The 17481-nt window shown below is 68.3% G+C and carries 16 protein-coding genes and 1 pseudogene; 10 read left to right on the forward strand and 7 right to left on the reverse strand.

Features of this window, described 5'->3' with window-relative positions:
- Window positions 1–228: 228 nt before the first annotated feature.
- Window positions 229–1290 (reverse strand): GGDEF domain-containing protein, encoded by a 1062-nt coding sequence (locus AOM45_RS11900; protein WP_156094081.1) that lies wholly within the window; start codon window positions 1288–1290, stop codon window positions 229–231.
- 1625 nt (window positions 1291–2915) lie between these two features.
- Between AOM45_RS11900 and AOM45_RS11905 the strand changes: the two genes are divergently transcribed.
- Entirely contained in the window at window positions 2916–3887 is a 972-nt protein-coding gene (locus AOM45_RS11905) for a GAF and ANTAR domain-containing protein (RefSeq protein ID WP_236703322.1), read from the forward strand.
- Between the two features lie 15 nt (window positions 3888–3902).
- Here AOM45_RS11905 and AOM45_RS11910 read toward each other — a convergent pair whose 3' ends face one another.
- Window positions 3903–4316 carry a pyridoxamine 5'-phosphate oxidase family protein gene (locus tag AOM45_RS11910; RefSeq protein WP_030470030.1) on the reverse strand — a complete coding sequence of 138 codons (414 nt, stop codon included), beginning with the start codon at window positions 4314–4316 and terminating at the stop codon, window positions 3903–3905.
- A 941-nt stretch (window positions 4317–5257) separates the two neighbouring features.
- Between AOM45_RS11910 and AOM45_RS11915 the strand changes: the two genes are divergently transcribed.
- Entirely contained in the window at window positions 5258–6184 is a 927-nt protein-coding gene (locus tag AOM45_RS11915; RefSeq protein ID WP_030470029.1) for a sensor histidine kinase, read from the forward strand.
- Between the two features lie 29 nt (window positions 6185–6213).
- Here the strand turns inward: AOM45_RS11915 and AOM45_RS11920 are convergent, their stop codons facing one another.
- Window positions 6214–6762 carry a DUF5994 family protein gene (locus tag AOM45_RS11920; protein WP_174517898.1) on the reverse strand — a complete coding sequence of 183 codons (549 nt, stop codon included), beginning with the start codon at window positions 6760–6762 and terminating at the stop codon, window positions 6214–6216.
- Between the two features lie 302 nt (window positions 6763–7064).
- Between AOM45_RS11920 and AOM45_RS50740 the strand changes: the two genes are divergently transcribed.
- Together AOM45_RS50740 and AOM45_RS11925 are read left to right on the forward strand one after the other, a co-directional pair.
- The gene (locus tag AOM45_RS50740; protein WP_156094080.1) at window positions 7065–7274 is read left to right on the forward strand and encodes a hypothetical protein; all 210 of its coding nucleotides are present in this window, start codon (window positions 7065–7067) and stop codon (window positions 7272–7274) included.
- 132 nt (window positions 7275–7406) lie between these two features.
- Window positions 7407–7868: an STAS domain-containing protein gene (locus AOM45_RS11925; protein ID WP_156094079.1), complete on the forward strand. Its 462-nt coding sequence runs from the start codon at window positions 7407–7409 to the stop codon at window positions 7866–7868.
- Window positions 7869–8029: 161 nt separating this feature from the next.
- Here AOM45_RS11925 and AOM45_RS11930 read toward each other — a convergent pair whose 3' ends face one another.
- The 3 genes and pseudogenes from AOM45_RS11930 to AOM45_RS11940 form a co-directional block, all read right to left on the reverse strand.
- Complete coding sequence (locus tag AOM45_RS11930) at window positions 8030–8770, reverse strand: GAF and ANTAR domain-containing protein (protein WP_156094093.1); 741 nt, start codon at window positions 8768–8770, stop codon at window positions 8030–8032.
- A gap of 5 nt (window positions 8771–8775) precedes the next feature.
- Window positions 8776–9504: a GAF and ANTAR domain-containing protein gene (locus AOM45_RS11935; RefSeq protein ID WP_162185702.1), complete on the reverse strand. Its 729-nt coding sequence runs from the start codon at window positions 9502–9504 to the stop codon at window positions 8776–8778.
- Window positions 9505–9598: 94 nt separating this feature from the next.
- Window positions 9599–10696, reverse strand: a pseudogene (locus tag AOM45_RS11940) (NsdA family TPR-like regulatory protein); the annotation flags it as partial.
- A gap of 289 nt (window positions 10697–10985) precedes the next feature.
- On the opposite strand from AOM45_RS11940, the gene AOM45_RS50745 reads away from it, so the two are divergent.
- From AOM45_RS50745 to AOM45_RS11965, 6 genes are all read left to right on the forward strand, one after another.
- A complete protein-coding gene (locus AOM45_RS50745) occupies window positions 10986–11150 on the forward strand; it encodes a hypothetical protein (protein WP_156094077.1) in 165 nt (54 codons plus the stop codon).
- Window positions 11147–11386, forward strand: a complete 240-nt coding sequence (locus tag AOM45_RS11945) for a sigma factor-like helix-turn-helix DNA-binding protein (protein WP_035911696.1) — start codon at window positions 11147–11149, stop codon at window positions 11384–11386. The genes AOM45_RS50745 and AOM45_RS11945 overlap by 4 nt, the downstream gene beginning before the upstream one ends.
- 622 nt (window positions 11387–12008) lie before the next feature.
- Window positions 12009–12224 carry a hypothetical protein gene (locus tag AOM45_RS11950; RefSeq protein WP_030470023.1) on the forward strand — a complete coding sequence of 72 codons (216 nt, stop codon included), beginning with the start codon at window positions 12009–12011 and terminating at the stop codon, window positions 12222–12224.
- Window positions 12225–12437: 213 nt separating this feature from the next.
- Window positions 12438–13418: a glycosyltransferase gene (locus AOM45_RS11955; protein WP_201779936.1), complete on the forward strand. Its 981-nt coding sequence runs from the start codon at window positions 12438–12440 to the stop codon at window positions 13416–13418.
- Window positions 13415–14425, forward strand: coding sequence for a hypothetical protein (locus tag AOM45_RS11960; protein ID WP_030470021.1), 1011 nt, complete (start codon window positions 13415–13417; stop codon window positions 14423–14425). The genes AOM45_RS11955 and AOM45_RS11960 overlap by 4 nt, the downstream gene beginning before the upstream one ends.
- Window positions 14422–15885 (forward strand): glycoside hydrolase family 130 protein, encoded by a 1464-nt coding sequence (locus AOM45_RS11965; RefSeq protein WP_030470020.1) that lies wholly within the window; start codon window positions 14422–14424, stop codon window positions 15883–15885. Before AOM45_RS11960 ends, AOM45_RS11965 begins: the two co-directional genes overlap by 4 nt.
- On the opposite strand, the gene AOM45_RS11970 is transcribed toward AOM45_RS11965, so the two are convergent.
- Entirely contained in the window at window positions 15850–16929 is a 1080-nt protein-coding gene (locus AOM45_RS11970; RefSeq protein ID WP_035911719.1) for an acyl-CoA desaturase, read from the reverse strand. The genes AOM45_RS11965 and AOM45_RS11970 overlap by 36 nt on opposite strands.
- Window positions 16930–17481 lie beyond the last annotated feature (552 nt).

Raw genomic sequence — 17481 nt, forward strand, 5'->3', positions numbered from 1 at the left:
ACACCGATTCGCCTTGCGTCTTTTCATGGTCACGGCGGCGAAAGAATCGCGCAGGTCCGGCGGGCGAGATTCATTCATTGGTGCGACAAAGATCTGGTCGCCTCGTGTGTGGACGGCAAAATCGTCGTCAATTTTGGGGATGACCGCAGGGTGTGGAAATCTGCACCCGAATTGCACCCGATCTGCAACCGAGGCAGGTGCAGCTCGGCCGGAGTCGCCGCATTCGTGTCAGCGAACTCTGTCAGCGCGTTTCGTCGTGCACACCCGGTTGCGGCCGTTCTCCTTGGCGCGGTAGAGCGCCTCGTCCGCGTCGTGGAGCAGGGTCGCGACGTCTTCTGGCTCGTCCGGTTCGAACGCGGCGACTCCGACGCTGAGCGTGACAGAGCTGCCGATGCCGCCGGGGTGCGGTATCCGCTGGGCTTCCACCGCCGCCCGGATCCGTTCGGCGGTGCGTTCGGCGGAGGCCAGATCCTGGTCAGGCGACACGACGAGGAACTCCTCACCGCCGTACCGGTACACCTGGTCGCCTCTCCTGATGTTGGTGGTGAAGGCCTCCGCGACCTTGCGGAGCACCTCGTCACCGGCCTGATGGCCCTGGGTGTCGTTGTAGCGTTTGAAGAAGTCGACATCACAAAGAGCGACGGAGTACCGCGAGTGGTTCCGCACGGCACGCGCGTGAATCGAGCCCAGGTCGTTGCTGAGGGACAACCGGTTGCGGAGTTGGGTGAGCGGGTCGGTGCAGGCGAGGCGGACGGCCTCGTCGTGCGCGGCCGCGAGGGCGTCGCGGACTTCTTCAAGCGTTCTGATCTGCCTGCCGACGAGGAGCGCGATGCCGACCACCACCGGCATCATCAGGAAGACGCTGCCGACCACCACATGGGGTTGCTCGTGCAGGATCAGCGGCGCGACGTACGAGACTGTGCCCAGCGGAGTGGCCGCCCACGTCACCCACTCGGGGAAGTTCAACCCGATCCAGACGAACACCAGCAGGAGGAACGGGGCGGTCCCGCTGACGAAGCCGCCCATCGCCCACGTCGACACGGCGACGATGGCGAGAGCGGGCACCGACAGGACCGCGGGCCACAGCGGTGTCCATCGCCCCCACGGCAGCAGCCACGCGAACGCGGCGCAGATGAGATCGGCCGCACAGATCCCGAGCAGCAACGGTGCCTGATCGGGCAGCGTCAGGATGCCGGGCAACGCCACAACGCCGGCGAGCGCGAACAACGCACCAGCCTGACGTGCGGCGGCGCGGCGACCCCTCTGGTGCAGCCTTTGCGTGACAGGCACGACCCGAGCCTAAGGATGGCCGCCTCGACAGTTCCTGATCGCCGAGGCGGGTTCCCCGGTAAGTGTCCATTCATCGAATCGACCGGGTGACGATTGCGGCATCGGCATAATTCGATGCTGGTGGTGGTACGCCCCGGACATTGTCCGCCGCCGCGGGGATTGATCGTCATCGCATTTCCGACAAGGAAATGTCCCCGCAGGCCAGAGGTCAGGCGGTCCCGATGCACCTGAGGGAGTCGTCATCGCGCAGCTCGACTTCGAGATCGGCCACTTGGTGGAGTCCCTGTGGTGGCATCAGCTCCACGAACGGGATCTGGCTCACATGTGGCTGCGCCGGATCGCCGCCAGGTGGGCCACCTCGTCGAGGACGAAAGTTCCTGACGGGCTCGGCGAGGGCGTTCGACGGTGCGGTTTCCGATCTCCAGGATGAGCGTCGGCGACGGAGGCGCAGCCAGATTCCTGAACACTCGCGAACGGGCGACATCCGCTTCTGTCGCCGAGCGGTTGGCTGAAGTGCAGCAAGTGCTCACGCCGTGGGAACATCCTGCAGGAACGGCCGGTGCGAGCCCGTAGGCCCGCAGGTGACCGACGGGAACAAGGCCGACTTGGTAAGGCATTTCTGCCGCTGTGCGCGCCCTCAGGAAGCAGGTCTGACCTGCGAAAATGCTTGATCAATCTGGTGCCCCCGGCAGGGCACACAGCAGATGGGAACAGCTCCGACCAGGGGTTTCTTGAGGGGGCGTCTGGTCGTCGAGCACAGGGTGTCACTCGAGAGGTGTAGTGGAGCAGTTTCGGTTGAGGCTGCCGCAGCGGACGATTCGGCAGGCGATCAGTCATGATCAGGCGATCTTGTCTGGGTCGAGTGATGTCCGCACAGCACCGCCGGTAGGGGCTCCGGCCACGTGAGGCACTGTCGAGGCACCTCGTCAAGCTGTCTCCAGCCCAGATGATTCGAGAAACGGGTCGGCGACGATGATGATCACCGCGCTCAGGCAGCCGGTCGACCCATGCGGGGCGCAAGCCCAGCGACCGCGGAGTCAGTCCGGCCAGCACCAGGACCGGGAACAGCCTGCCACCCGCGGTGAGCACGACGTCGCCAAGGCGCTCCAGCCCGGATGGGCGAGCATGCCGCGGAAGACGTGTGAGCAGCTACCGCCTGGGTACTCCGCGCACGACGAGCCCGGTTCGACGGACTCGGCGGCGACCAGCTTCGCTGGTCAGGCCAGGTCCGCGCGCGGGTTGAGCAGGCAGCCTCAACGTGGGCCTGGTCGTGCGTGCGCACATGCCGTCCCGGTTCCGTGTGATGGCGCTGGCGCTCGCCTTCGGGTGGGGTGCTGGCCGTTTGCCGCGCCACGACGGGCCCGACCGAGGACGAGATGGCGGAACAGGCCGAAGACGGCACCTGCCGACGTGATCGCGATCGCCGCCAGCGCAGCGTCCGATCCCACCCAGAAGGAGCAATCGGGGGTCACCGAGCATCGCCCGACCGGCTGGTTGTCCGTAGACCACCCGCGCGGAACCATCATGATCGTCCATCACCCGCGGTGCGCGGTGCCCGGACGCTGCCCTGGACCCCGGCGGCCTCATCCGCGCTTCGGCAAGCCGAGTCCAAGGGATCCACCACAATGCCCCAGCAACAGCCCGTCCCGGCATCTCGACCGGCCGGGCCCGTTTCGCTGAACCGACCCGAACCCCAGCCGCACGGCCTGCCTTCCGAGCACGGGGTCGACGGGGTCCTCAGCCGCGTGGTGCACGAGCTGTACGCAGCCGGCCTCGACCTGCACACCGTGCTCGGCCTGGTCCCCGGCCACCGGCGCCTCGCCGAGGAACGGGTGCGGGCCGTCATCACCAGGCTCGACGACACCATCCGCACGATCCACCAGGCCGGAGGACGACTCGCGATGGCGCGAACAGCGCCGCCGATCGACGCGTTGATCGCGTTGCCCGGTGGCATCGACCTCGGCGGCCACCTGTATGCACTGACGCGGCATTGTGTGGAACTGCTGGGCCTGGCCGCGGCCGCGATTGTGCTCAACGGTCAGGACGTGGCTGCGTCCGGCCAGGGGGCGGCCACCGCGCGGGAGCTGTGCCGGTTGCAGGAGGGGCCGTGTCACGACACCTGCCGGACCGGGCAGCCCGTGACGGTCGCCGACCTGGCGGTGACGAGCCGCTGGCCGCTGTTCACCGCACAGGCGCGGACCGCGGGTTTCCAGGTCGTCCACACCCTGCCGCTCTCCTTCGCCGGCACGTCGCTGGGTGCGTTGGCTTTGTTCAACGCCTCAGCACACGAGCCTTCTGCCGGTGAAGTTCAACTCGCGCAAGGGGTGGCCGACTTCGCGGCTGTCGTCGTCACCTTCGACGGGGCGCTGCGTCAGCGCGATTCGCTCGCGGAACAACTTCGGACCGCACTGTTCGACCACGCCGTTGTCGAACAGGCCAAAGGGGTTCTGGCCGAACGCCACGGCATCTCCGTCGCCGCGGCCCGCACCGTCATGATCACGCACTCGCACCTGCACGACGCGCACCTGATCGACACCGCCCAGGCGATCGTCGACGGCGCCGCCGACCTGTCCGACACCGTACGACGGCTTCGATGACGCCGGTCGCTACGTTCAGTCGCCGCCATCCCCGACGAACTCGAGCCCGGTGACCAAGTGCGGGCGGATCCGGATCGCCTGGTCCATGTCACCGTCACCCCACGTCCGCAGCATCTGCTCGTAGCGCACCACGTCGCGAGCATCAGTGACCCACTCGGCGAGACCGGTGACGATCACGCTCCACCCCAGGTGCGTGTGTGGGTCGATCACGTCCGCCTCGTAGGCGACCACCGTGCCCGCCGGCGCCAGCACCGTCCCGGCCAGGTGGGTGCGGATGATCACCGTGCCGTTGTCGACGATGTGGTTGACCAGCCGGATCGCCGGCAATGCGTGCTGTGAGAACACCAGGCGGCCGAACGACGTGCTGGCGAGCAGGTGCATCGACTTCGCCTCGGGAAGTTCCCGCAGGTGCCGTGACTCAGCCGCCATGAAGGTTCTCCATCCGTGTCAGCCTGATCTGTCGGCGGTGGCTGTCGAGGCGCGTTGGTGGACCGTGGCGCTGCGGTCCGTGCGGAAGCGCCGCGGACATGATCGCTGACGGTACCGATGTCGGCACCCGGTAGCGCAAGGCCGCGAGCGGGTTCCGAACACGGTTGCAGCCCCTCGATCTCCTCACCGACCCGGCAGGTGATCTCGTGCGGCCGGACGTGATGCCGTCCTTGCGCGGCCAGAGAGCTACCGCCGGTGCGGTGGGCATCCAGCAGCCTGTATGCCGAAGAAACTCCGGTCGATCATGAATGGAGGGGAGTAAGGTCGCCCTTGCCGGGGACATTTCGCGCGTGAGCTGTCAGCTCAGGCTGTACTCGGCAGACCTGACCGGCTGTTTCTCAGGCCGGAGACGGGAGTACCGGCATGACGTCGGTTCCCAGCCTTTCCGTCACCCCACCGGCTGTCACGGCCACCGAGCAGCCTCGGTCTCTGCAGCGATTGCGGTTGCGACCGAAGGTGCCCACCACGGGGCACGTCGACGAGGTCTGGTGGCAGCGTGGACCTTCGGCCGGGTGAGATTCCGCGGGTGAGCTACACCCTGACCGAGTGGGACACCGCGCCCCGCCAGGCTCTTCGGGTTCTGGTCGAGGACCTGCTCTCCGACGGCATTCGAGACGCCGCTGATTCGGCGTGGGAAGCACGAGCAGCCGATGACGGGACCTGCGGACGCGAGCGTCCGGCTGCTCCGCGCAGGGCGGGCGTTCGCCACGGTGCCCAGCTCGACGCCGCAATCCCCTGCTTCTGTCCACAGTGGAGACTCTCGACCCTGTTTCGGGTGCCGGTCGGCAGAGCCCGCGACGTGGTTTCGAATCGACTGCACCAGTTGCCACTCCCACGTCGGCGAGGACCCCCTGCCGACGTGCAGCCGTTTGAGGGAGACGATGGACACACGGCCCAACGGCGAATCCGGCAGCGGCCAGGCGCTGCACTCGATCCTGCGACTCGCGCAACTGGGGATGGGCGCTGACTTCGCGGTGTTGACCCTCTCGACCGGCACACGCCATCCGGTCGTGCGGGCGGTGGTGGGTGCGGACCTGCTGCCCGGTGCCGCGGTCGATGCCTCTCGGGCTGACGACCAGCTGTTCCCGGAGTTGGGGAGGTGCGTCTCGGCGCCGCTGCCGGCGGGCACGGGGACGGCGGGCCTGCTCAGCGTCGGCAGGCTACCCGGCGGGCCACCGTTCACCGAAGCTGACCACGACGACCTGGTCCGCTTCGCCAGTCACACGAGCGCGGTGCTGGAACTCGACCGGACGCGCGCCGAACTGGCTGGCATGCAGATCAGCGATCACGTCATCGGGGAGCTGTTCGACCTGTGCATGGGGTTGCAGGGGCTCGTCCCGATCCAGCCGCGGCCGGAGAACCGGGCTCGGCTCGCCGGGTACGTGCACAGGATGGACGCCCTCGTTCGCCACCTTCGCGCCTGCGCTGCCGGCGAACTTGTCGGCCACCGGCAGGAGAACCTGCCGCAAAGACTGCTGAGGACGGTCGAGGACCAGTCCGTGGTCTTCGGTCTGCCGGTGCACGTCGACTTCAACGGCAGGCTTGATCTTGCCACCGAGCTGTCCGATCGCGTGGTACTGGTCGTCCAGGCCGTTTTGCGCACAGTGGTTCAGCACCCGAACGTGAGCAGCGTGCATCTCCGTGTCGGAGTGCTGGAAGGCTTCGTCGTTGTCGAGATCATCGACGACGGCCGAGATTCCGACCATGCTGCGATGATCACCCTCCTGGCGGAGTACCGGGGTGTGCTGAGTCAGTCGGACACCCGTGACGGAGGCACCCACCTCACTTGGACGGAGAGCGTTCAGTGATCATCCCTCGCGATGACGCTTCCTGATCGTCAGAGGTGCCCGCCTTCTGTCTCCCAGCGCTCTTCGGCCGGCTCGGCCAGGCGGGCACTGGGAATGAACGCAGGGCTGAAGTGGCCGGTTTCCGGCGGCACACCGTTGGCCGCCAGGATGTCCGCCACGTTCGCGGTCGAGTCGCGGTCGGCGGCCGATCTGAGCGCCGAGTGCGCGGCCCCTGCCGGGACTCCAGGCGGGACGACGAGCAGGCTGACCCGCCGATGGTCGGCCCCGATCACCACGACGGTGTGCGGGTCGATCGATCGGAAACCTTCGAACCGGACCGTTCGGCCGCCGATCGGTGCTTTCCGGGCGACCGCGCCCCAGGTGTCGAGGTGGTAGGAGATGCGGTTGACCGGGCCGACCCACTCGGCGAGCGCGGCGACCAGCTCGGGGAACTCGGCGGCCGGGTCGTCCGACCAGGGCCACCAGCCGCCGGCGATGGGCCCGCATACCGCCCCGGCCGGCTTCATCCGAAGACGCAACCCGCGGCCGCGCCGGTCCTCCGGTGCCGTGCGTGCGGGACTGAGCGGCTCCGAGATCATCCCGGCGCTCCTGCCTCCGGCCCACCCGATGAAGTGATGCCGGGGATTGTTCGTGCGCCCGAGGCGGCGCCAACGACACCGCGGCACTCGTTCGCCTCTGGTGCCCTTCAGCCTACGCCGAGAAGTTCCAGGCAGCGCGATCACGGCTCCGGCGCGACAGGTCCTGGACCCGGACTGGCGCTTTGAGCGTCCGAGCGGCCGGCGGGAGGCGCGATGATCGAACGTTTTCCGGACAAGCGAGTACCGTTGCGGGAAAGTGCCCTGGACCCCGGCATGACGCCATCCGACCAAGGGGCACACCCGTGGCGCATCTCGACCAGCCTTCCGTTCCCGCGCCGGTCGCGGGGATCGCCGAACCTCATCAGAGCACGGTGGCAGCCGTCCTGAGCGCTGCTGGTCTGGGCCTGTTCAGCGCGGCCGAAGCCGAGTTGGCGATCGATCGGATCCGTGCACTCGCGGCCAGGTATCCAGCGGAAGTCCTGCCGACAAGTCCTGATGGCGCAGTCACGTGACTGCGCCGTCTGCGAACTCGTGGCCTGTGTCGATGGCCAAGTCGCTCGACCATCCGCGCACGGCTGGGCGCAGCCGGGTCGCGAACAGCCGGCCAGACGCAACGTTGTCCTGATCAAGGAGATGTCCCCGTGATGCCGCTCCTCCAACGCGCGCCGACAGGCCATTCCGCACAGGAAGCCGCTGACCGGCCCGATGTGGTTGTGATCGCGGTGCGTGGCGAGGTGGACTCGTGCACAAGCCCGCTGCTGCGCGACCGTCTCCTTGAGCACGTGCGGCCCGCCTGCTCGCAACTGGTGGTGGACCTCACCGGCGTGAGCTTCTTCGGAGCCGCCGGTCTCACCGTCCTGGTGACCGTCAGGGAGGCGGCGGACGCGGCCGGCGTCAGGCTGTGCCTGGTGGCGGACACACGAGTGGTGCTGCGGCCAATCATGATCACCGGGTTGGACGAGGTGATCGACATCTGGCCGGACGTCGACCACGCCCAGCTGCGCCCAGGTGGCGTGGCCGTGTGGATCGTCGATGTATCGCTTGACGATGACGGCCTGCGGACGGGCTGTGCCGGTAGTGGTGCGCCATCGACGCCGATCGCCTGAAGGTGGTTGCTCAAACGCAGAACGAGCAGCTCGGAAGGACTCTGGTCCGAGGCGATCCGCCGGCTTGGAGCGAAGTCGCCAGGGTACAGTCCACTGTGGAGGGTCGTGGCTGCGCCGGCTCGACAGCGTGCCAGCGCTCCTGTTCTGGCCGCTGTGTCTTTCTACTCGTGTGGCCGGGGTTTGCTGGTCCTCATCAGTCCGGCGACCTGAGGTGACCTCGCGATCACCTGCTCCGCGACGTCCGACAGCAGTTGGTTGTTGTTGCGGGCGTAGGTCCGCATCAGGGAGAACGCGTCCGCGACGTCGATCTGCAGGCGTTCGGTCAGGATGCCCTTGGCCTGCTCGATGACGACGCGGCTGTTGAGCGCGTTCTGCAGCTGTTCGGTGACCATCTCGCTGTGCCGCAACGCACGGAACTGGAGGATGCTGATCGTCGCGACGTTGGCGAAGGACTGGGCCAGCTCGACCGCGTCCTCCGGGATGGTGCCGGGCGAGGTCCGGAACAGGTTCAGCGCGCCGATGATCTGCTCACGCAGTCGCATCGGCACCGCGTGCACGGCGGAGAAGCCCTGTTCGCGCGCCGCGAGCGTGAACCGGGGCCAGCGCTGCGGCTCCTGGGCCAGGTCGTCGCACGCCACCGGCCGCCCGGTGCGGAAGCAGTCCAGGCAGGGGCCCTCCTCGTCCTGCAGCTGGAACAGCTCCAGCATCCGGGCCTGCTCGGTGGACGCGGCCACCAGGCTCAGCGCACCCCGCTGGTCCGCCAGCAGGATCCCGACCGCGTCGACCTCCAGCAGCTCGGCGCAGCGTTCGGTCAGGGTGTGCAGGAAGTCGATGGCGTCGAACCCCAGCACGAGCGTGCCCGCCAGCTCGACGAAGGTCCGAGCGATCCGCCGGTCCAACACGTGACTCACCTCTGTTTCTCATGGTTGGTATCCGGGGTGAATCTCAGTCTGCGCGCGACCACGTCGGACGCCACCTCGGACAGGCGACGGCCGGTGAGGAACGCGTGGGCCCGCAACCGCAGGAACGCCTCACCGAGATCGGTGTCCAGCTGCACCGACACCATCCCGGTGGCCTGGTGCACCACCGCCCAGCGGCGATCCGGCTCGGAATGCGGCAGGTCGGCGGCCTCCGGTGTCGGCAACGTCGCGGACCGGTCGAGCAGCAGCGTTGTCGCCGTGTCCGCGAAGAGCAACGCGTCCGCGAGCTCGTCCGCTGACAACGGGCCGGCGGCGTCCCGGCAGATCTCCAGGGCGCCCAGCGCGATCGCCCCGAGCGTGAGGGGGATCACGAAGGCCGCCGCCACCCCGGCCGCGACCGCGGCGGGCGCGAACACGGGCCATCGCCGCGTGCTCCACCCGTCGGCCAGGTCGGATGCGAGCACCGAGCGGTTCTGCCGCACGGCCTCCGCCACGGGCCCTTCGCCCATCGTCACCTGCAGCTCGGCCAGGTAGTCGCCCGCAGGGCCAACGACCTCGAGGGGTTGGGACGCGCCGGCGAGGTAGACCGCGACGCCGACGGCGTCGAGGCCGGTCCGGCAGGCAAGGCAGACGTGGCGGACACCGACTGGTTCCTGGTCGGCCGCGGCGATCTCGTTGATCACCAGAAGTAGATCGAGGTGCCGATTCGTGCCCACGTCGGTCACTCCTCGCCATCGTGATCTCGTGGGACGACTCTAGCCCTTCGCACACCGGGGTGGCGGAGTGCGGGCGGCTCCGACGGCGACGGTGTCAGCGTTGCCGCGGCGGTGGACCGGCGAAAGCGGCGATGCGCGCGGCGAGTTCCCGCGCGCCGGAGTGCGAGCGGTGGTGCTCCGCGTGCCTGCCGAGCGGGCGTATGCGGTCACGGACGCGCGCCGAGGCCAGCTGTTCGGCGGATGCCAGCGCTCGGAGTCCGATGGCAACGCCATGATCAAGATCCCTGTTGATCAGGTGGTTGATCGACAGCAGGATGAGGCTGAACGCGCGGCTGCGGGCCCAGTCGTCGCCGTAGCCGTCGACAGCTTCGGTGAGCAGCGGAATCGCGTCCGCGGTGTGGTGAGCGTTCACCGTGAGGGCCAGATCGGTGTGGATGGCGCCGATCATGGCCGACAGATCGGTCTCGGTGAAGAACCTGGCCCAGGCAGGCACCTCGGTGTGATCGGCGGCCGCGAAGTGGCCCCGGCCGCGGTCGAGCACGGCGAGTGCCTGATCACCGTCGCCTTTCCGCGCGTGGGTCCACGCCGAGTTCACCGACAGGATGCCGGCCGCGATCCCGTCGCCCGGTCCCGCCGCGGCGAGCAGGCCCAGCTCGAAGTAGTCCAAAGCCTCGTCGAGGCTCTCGTGGTGCAGGCACACGCGTCCGAGCCGGTAGGAGATGTTGGCGACCAGGCTGTCGTTCCGGCCCCATCCCGCGAGCGCCAGCGCCTGGGCGAAGTGCACACGGGCGCTGCCGGCCAGGCCGGCGTCGAAGGACACCCAGCCGGCGAGGTTGTACAGGTCGCCCAGCGCAACGTACAACCGCCGTCGTACGTATTCGGCGGAGGAAGCCTCGAGCATCAGCCGCCCGTTTCCGATCAGGGCACCTACCGCGTCGAGGCAGACATTCCCGCCTTGCCGGTGGTCTACGAGGCGCAGGGCATCCGTGTCCGCCTCCAACCGCTCCACGTCGGGCAGACCGATCGTGTTCGGTGCACTTTTCGCGCCAGGAAAGAAATCCGGGGTCGCCATGGCGGCACTCCTGATAGCCGGTACCGAAGAAGTGGGCGCCGCCGGGGTCCAGGGCGGAAGGAACACGCGTCGATGTGACTTGACCACTGTCAACATAGCTGAGCACGTCAGCGGCCGCTGCCACCGAACGGGGCGGCAGCAGACGGGTGAACGGACTGACGAGGAACGAAGGCAGGGAGATCATTCAGGCAGACGATGCTGCCCTGCCAGGTGTGAACCGGCGACGGGTGCCCGACAGGGCAGCCGACCCCGGCTTGCCGAACGGGCACGGTCGACCGAGGAGCGGTCTATCATCTGCGGTGATCAGGGTTCCCGGCTTGGCGCCCCAGGTCGTCAGCCGGGTGGTCATTCGACCGCTCTGGACCTCGGCGGTGCCCACTTCTCCCATTCGCATGCCAGGAGAGTCGCCGTGGCCGTTCCCGATCCTCGTCCCGCACCCCGACGGCCAGGCATCCTCCAGGCGACCAACCACCTCGTCGAGGGAGATCTCGACCGTGCGGCGGACATCGGCTTCCGCGCCGGAGCAAGGGAACCGTCCGCGCCGATCGCCGCTCCGGTCTGGCGGCTCCCGTGAACAACCCGCTGCCCTGGCGGGCGCTGTCGGTGCTGTCGGACACCGAGCGCGAGATTCTGCGGCTTCGTGTCGTCACGGGGCTCTCCGCCGAGCAGGTGGCCGCCCTGCTGGGGTGCAGCCCGGAAGCCGTGCGCCTCAGCCAGCATCGCGCCCTTGATTTGCTGCGCGACGAACTCATCGCTCGCAAGGACAGTTCCGAGGACAACGGCCATGGGGATGGGAGCGGGAGAAGCTGAGGGTGCTAGGCCGACGCGTCTGACCGGGTCCGTCGTCATGTCGTCCTCCTTGAGGATCGTTACCCATTCCGCGATCCTGGATCACCATAAGAGTCCTTTTTGGACAGATGTGGGATCCGGGAAGCCGCGATGTCGTCGACCAGCTACGGCCGCAGGAACGGTCGTTCGGTGGTCGGCACCTCTGTCGTCCGCATCGGTGCGCTCGTGTCGGGTGCTCCGTTCGAGGTCGCGTGCGCGCCTGGTTGAGGGAAATCGTGGTAACCGGCAAGTCGAATCGAGATCATGTGATCTTCCGAATTCGTGCGAGTTGCCGCCGGCTTACGCGTTCGTGATATTTTGTGCCCAGCACTTTCGGGGCGGCAGAAATGGCTTCACCTGCGATGTTCGGTGACGTGAAGATCATTCTGTGTATTTTGTCGATCTTCGCGGAATTGGTGTAGGGTTGATTTTGTCGGGAACCCCTCGCATGTGGGCGGTCAAGCTCACGTCGTACTCGGCGAAAACTCAACCGGCCGTTTCTCCGGCCGGGGACGGGAGTCCCGGCATGATGCGGGCAGCCCACCTTTCCGTCGCCCCACCGGCCAACCCGGCCTCTGGGTGCGGCCGGCGTTCGCCACGCACTGTGCTCGCCGAGTTGGGTGACGTCGTCTGGCTGAGCTACTACCACCTCGTCGACCGATGGCGCCGAACTCGGCTCGACGGATTCATCTCACGTCCCGTGCACACCATCGACCTCGCCACGCTGGACGGACACCGCCGCACGGTGCCCGCGCGCCAGGGCCGGGTCGCGGTGCACGTGCTGCACCTGGACGGTCACCTCCCGGATCGGGTGTGCTGACCACTCGTCAGCACAGTCCACAGTGGAGCGTCTGCGTCCGCCTACCCGAAAGGCCCCTTCGTGGTCCGCACTTACGGTTTTCTGAGCACGTATCCACCCACGCAATGTGGCCTCGCCACCTTCACCGCGTCACTCCTGCGCCACCTGACCTCCGCGTCGCCGGGAAGCACGGGCCGAGTGGTCCGTGTTCTCAACGAACCCGACCATGAACCGGTGGTCACCACGCAAGCCCGGACGGTGCACCACATGGTTCCCGGCGCTGTCGTTGAGGCGGCCGATGTGCTCAACCGCTGCGACCTGGTCGTGGTGCAGCACGAGTACGGCATCTACGCCGGCCGCGACGGCGAGGACGTGCTGGGCGTGCTCGCCCGGCTGCGGGTCCCGGTGATCATCGTGCTGCACACGGTGCTCACCGCGCCCACCCCCGGCCAGCGGCAGATGCTCGAACATGTCGTCGGGTACGCCGACGCCGTGGTGACCATGTCCGAGGCCGCGCGGCAGCGGCTCGTCGACGGCTACGCCGTGGAGCGGCCAGGTGAGGTCGTCGTCATTCCGCACGGTGCGCTTCCCGTCGAGCCACCCGCTCACGATCCGTCCGCCGACCGGCCGGTGATTCTCACCTGGGGTCTGCTGGGGCGCGGCAAGGGCATCGAGTGGGGCATCTCCGCACTGGGTGAGCTGCGCGATCTGAGACCCCGTTACGTGGTGGCCGGCCAGACCCATCCCAAGGTGCTGGCGCACGAGGGCGAGCTCTACCGCGGCAACCTGCGCGACCGCGCGGCCGCGTTCGGTGTCGCGGACCTGGTCGAGTTCGACCCGGCCTACCGCGAGGCCGACGCGCTGGCTGAGCTGGTCGGCCAGGCCGATGTCGTCCTGCTGCCCTACGACTCCTCCGAGCAGGTCACGTCCGGCGTGCTGGTCGAAGCCCTGGCCGCCGGGAAACCAGTGGTGGCGACCGAGTTCCCGCACGCGGTCGAGTTGCTGGCGGACGGCGGCGGGCTGCTGGTGCCCCACCGCGATCCGGTCGCCATCGCCGCGGCGCTGCGGCGGGTGCTGACCGAACCGGGACTCGCGGCCGCGATGAGCGACCGTTCGGCCAGTCTCGCCCCGGTGCTGAGCTGGTCGTCCGTCGCCGACCGGTATCACCGCCTGGCAGAGCGACTGCTCGCCGCCCGAGTCGTCGTGACCACGTGACCGGCCCGAGCTTCACCCACCTGATCCGGCTCAGCGACGACACAGGCCTGTACGAGCACGCCGACGGTCCGCTGCCCCGCCGGGAACACGGCTACTGCCTGGACGACGTCGCCCGCGGCCTGGTCGTCCTGTGCCGCGAGCCGGAGCTGTCCGCCGAGCTGGTCGTCCTGGTTGAGCGCTATCTCGCCTTCACCGCTCACGCGCAGGCCAACAACGGACAGTTCCACAACCGACTTGGTGCCGACCGCGGCTGGCGGGACGAGCCGGGGTTGGGTGACTGGTGGGGACGCGCGTTGTGGGGGCTGGGCACCGCGGCCGCCCGCTGCCCGGTGCCCTGGATCCGCCAGGCAGCACTGGCCGTCTTCGAAAGAAGTGCCCATCGCCGGCCGTCATCGGTGCGGTCGATGTCCTTCGCGGCGCTTGGCGCCGCCGAGGTGCTGGGTGCGGTTCCCGACCACGCGCTCGCCGCCAAGCTCCTCGGTGACGTCGCCGCACACGTCGGCGAACCGCGCGCGGCCCCTGAGTGGCCGTGGCCCGAGCACCGGTTGTACTACGCCAATGCCGTGCTGCCCGAGGCGCTGATCGCCGCAGGCCAGCTCCTCGACGATCCCCAGGTCCGCGATGACGGCCTGCGACTGCTCGACTGGCTGTTGACCGTCGAGTCCCACGAGGTCCACCTCTCACCCACCCCGGCAGGTGGCTGGTGCATCGGCGAACCTCGCCCGGCGTTCGACCAGCAACCCATCGAGGTCGCAGCGCTCGCCGACGCCTGTGCCCGCGCCCACCAGGTCACCGGCGACCTGAGGTGGCAGGCCGGTGTCCGCCGCGCGGTCGCGTGGTTCGACGGCGACAACGACCTCGGCCTGCCCATGCGCGACAAGGAGACCGGCGGCGGTTACGACGGACTCACGCACGACGGCCCCAACCTCAACCAGGGCGCCGAGTCGACGCTGGCGCTGATCTCCACTCTGCAACACGGCCGCACTCTGCTGGGGAGCAACGGATGAACGCCGGCATCGCTCGCACCGCGCTGCGGCTGCGGCCGGATCCGCGCCGCGTCATCGCCAAGCTGTTCGTGCCGGGAGAGGAGCGGCCCGAGCACGAGTCGCGGTCCGCGGCCGTGATCCGGCGGGTGATGGCACTGGACGAGGCGACGGTGTGCGCCGCGCTGGATCGCACGGTCCTCATGTTCGCGGGCAGGCATCGGGACGTCCGGGCGATCTTCGCCGACCACTTCGCGAGCGTCAGCCACCGCCTGGCCGCGGGGGTCGAGCTGTCCGAGTCCCGCAAGCTGCTCATCGGCGCGTACTTCACGCACGAGTACGCCATCGAGGGCGCCGCGCTGTGCAACCCCTCGCTGGTCGCCCACCCCGACCAGAGCGGGACGTCGCCGGGACAGCTGCGATTCGTGCTCAGCGTGCGCGGCATCGGCGAGGGTCACCTGTCCTCGATCGGCTTCCGCACCGGGTTCCTCGCTCCGGGCGGTGCGCTCACCGTCGACCCGCCACCGAACGTCGTCACCACGGGCCTGCACCAGCAGGCGGTGTACGAAAAGAGCCTCTTTCAGGGCAAGCTCGCCGAGTTCGGCCACGACGACGAGGTCTCCGCCGTGCTGAACCGGTGGCTGCCCGCACGGTTCACCGGCGCCGAACTGGACCTGGTGCTGGCCGACCTGCACCCGAGCCTGGTCGCCCGCCAGGAAGCCCACCGAACAGTCGAGCTGATCCGGTGGATCGCCGCGTGCAACTACACCTCGCAGTTCCCGGACGACACCGTCATCAGCGGGCGGGTCCTCTGGCCGACCGGCCCGTCCGAACGCCACGGCATGGAGGACGCCAGATTCGTGCGCTTCACCGACGACGACGGCGAACAGACCTACTACGCCACCTACACCGCCTACGACGGGGTCGATGTCGCGCCACAACTGTTGCAGACCAAGGACTTCCGCACCTTCCACGTCACGCAGACGACTGGCTCGGCCGCTCGCAACAAGGGCATGGCCCTGTTCCCCCGGAAGATCGGAGGCCGGTTCGCGGCGTTGACGCGCGGGGACGGCGAGAGCTCGGCCGTGGTGACCTCCGACGACATCAGGACCTGGAACGGGGCCCGGCCCGTGCAGGTGCCCGGCCGGGACTGGGACCTCGTGCAGGTCGGCAACTGCGGTTCGCCCATCGAGACTCCCGAGGGCTGGCTCGTGCTGACCCACGGCGTCGGCCCCATGCGGGTCTACTCGATGGGCGCGATGCTGCTCGACCTCGACCACCCCGAACGGGTGCTGGCGACCCTGCCCCAACCGCTGCTGCTGCCCACCGCCAGCGAGCGCGACGGCTACGTGCCCAACGTCGTCTACTCCTGCGGCGCCCTGCTGCACGACGACACGCTGGTGATCCCCTACGGTGCGAGCGACGCCTCCATCGGCCTGGCGACCACGTCACTGCGCGGCCTGATGGCCGCCCTGACCGGGTAACGCGAGCCTCAGCACGCGCTTCCAGACGCTGGCGGTCTGCTGTAGCAGCGGCCCGGTGGCGTACGGCAGGCCGAAGCGTTCGCAGAGCGCGCGCACTCGCGGCGCGATCTCGGCGTACCGGTTGCTCGGCAGGTCCGGGAACAGGTGGTGCTCGATCTGGTGGCTGAGGTTGCCGGTCATGAGGTGGAACAACGCGCCGCCGTCGATGTTCGCCGACCCCGCCAGCTGACGCAGGTACCACTCGCCGCGGCTCTCGCCGTCGAGCTGGTCCTCGGTGAAAACCACTGTGCCGTCAGGGAAGTGACCGCAGAAGATGATCGTGTGCGTCCACACGTTGCGGATCGTGTTCGCTGTCAGGTTCGCGAGCAGCGTCGTCAGGAACGACGGCCCCGACAACAACGGGAACGCGACGTAGTCCTTGATCACCTGACGGCCGGCCTTGCCGAGGACACCGCGCAACTCGGTCAGGGCCTCGCGCCAGCTCTTCTCGCCACGCCAAGCACGTTCGAGCTCGACGTCATAGATCGTGATGCCCCACTCGAAGAACATCGCGAGCGCAACGTTGTAGAACGGCTGCGCGAGGTAGACGGGGTGCCACGGCTGCTCCGGGTGGATGCGCAACGCGCTGTAGCCGATGTCGCGATCCTTGCCGAGCACGTTGGTGTACGTGTGATGCACGAAGTTGTGCGAGTGCTGCCACGCCTTCGCCGGTGTCGCGAAGTCCCACTCCCAGGTGGTGGAGTGGATCTTCGGATCGCACATCCAGTCCCACTGACCGTGCAACACGTTGTGGCCGATCTCCATGTTCTCCAGGATCTTGGCGGTGGCCAGCGCCGCGGTACCCACCAGCCAGGCCGGCGGCAGGACCGACACGAACAACAGCGCCCGCCCGCCGGCCTCCAAGCCCCTCTGAACGGCGATCACCCGCCGGATGTACCGCGCGTCGTTCTCACCGCGGGCGGCTGTCACCTCGTCGCGGATCCGGTCCAGCTCCCGGCCGAAGTCGTCGATGTCGCACTCGGTCAGCCGTTCGGTCGTCGTCATGCGCTGCTCCCACAGGTCGATCTCGACCGCGCCGGCAGCCGCCGGCACGCAGGCTTGAACGAGACCCAACCTACGCCTACGTAACCGTAGGTACCGGTTGCGCGGGTTTCCTGCCGGTGAACTGTTCGTCCTTGCCTCCGAAGTTCTGGTCTCAAGGCCTACTGGAGTATCACCACGGTCGCTTGGCCGGAGCGACAAGCGCTGGAACATCGATGACCGGGTCGGTCGACAGTGGTCGCCAGCTCCCGGCGAAGTGTCTGTCGGACATCGCATCCGGTTTCAGGGGCAACCTCAGACCGTGTTGCACGAGCAATGTGTCAGTGGTGCAGAGCGGATCCGAGATCATCTCGGCGCTCCCGCCTCCGGCTGAACCAGCCGGGTCTTCTGATGCGTCCAAGGCGACACCGGCTTGACCGCCGGTGCTACGACATGCCTTCGACAACTCCATCCTACGCTGCTCCAGCCGCAGGACGGGTTCGAAGATGCCGCCACAGCCGTTCCCGGCCAAGCGGGGTGAGAGTCCACAAAGGACCAATTCGAGGGAGATGGCTG

Source organism: Lentzea aerocolonigenes, from assembly GCF_000974445.1.
In the GTDB taxonomy this organism is placed as follows: domain Bacteria; phylum Actinomycetota; class Actinomycetes; order Mycobacteriales; family Pseudonocardiaceae; genus Lentzea; species Lentzea aerocolonigenes.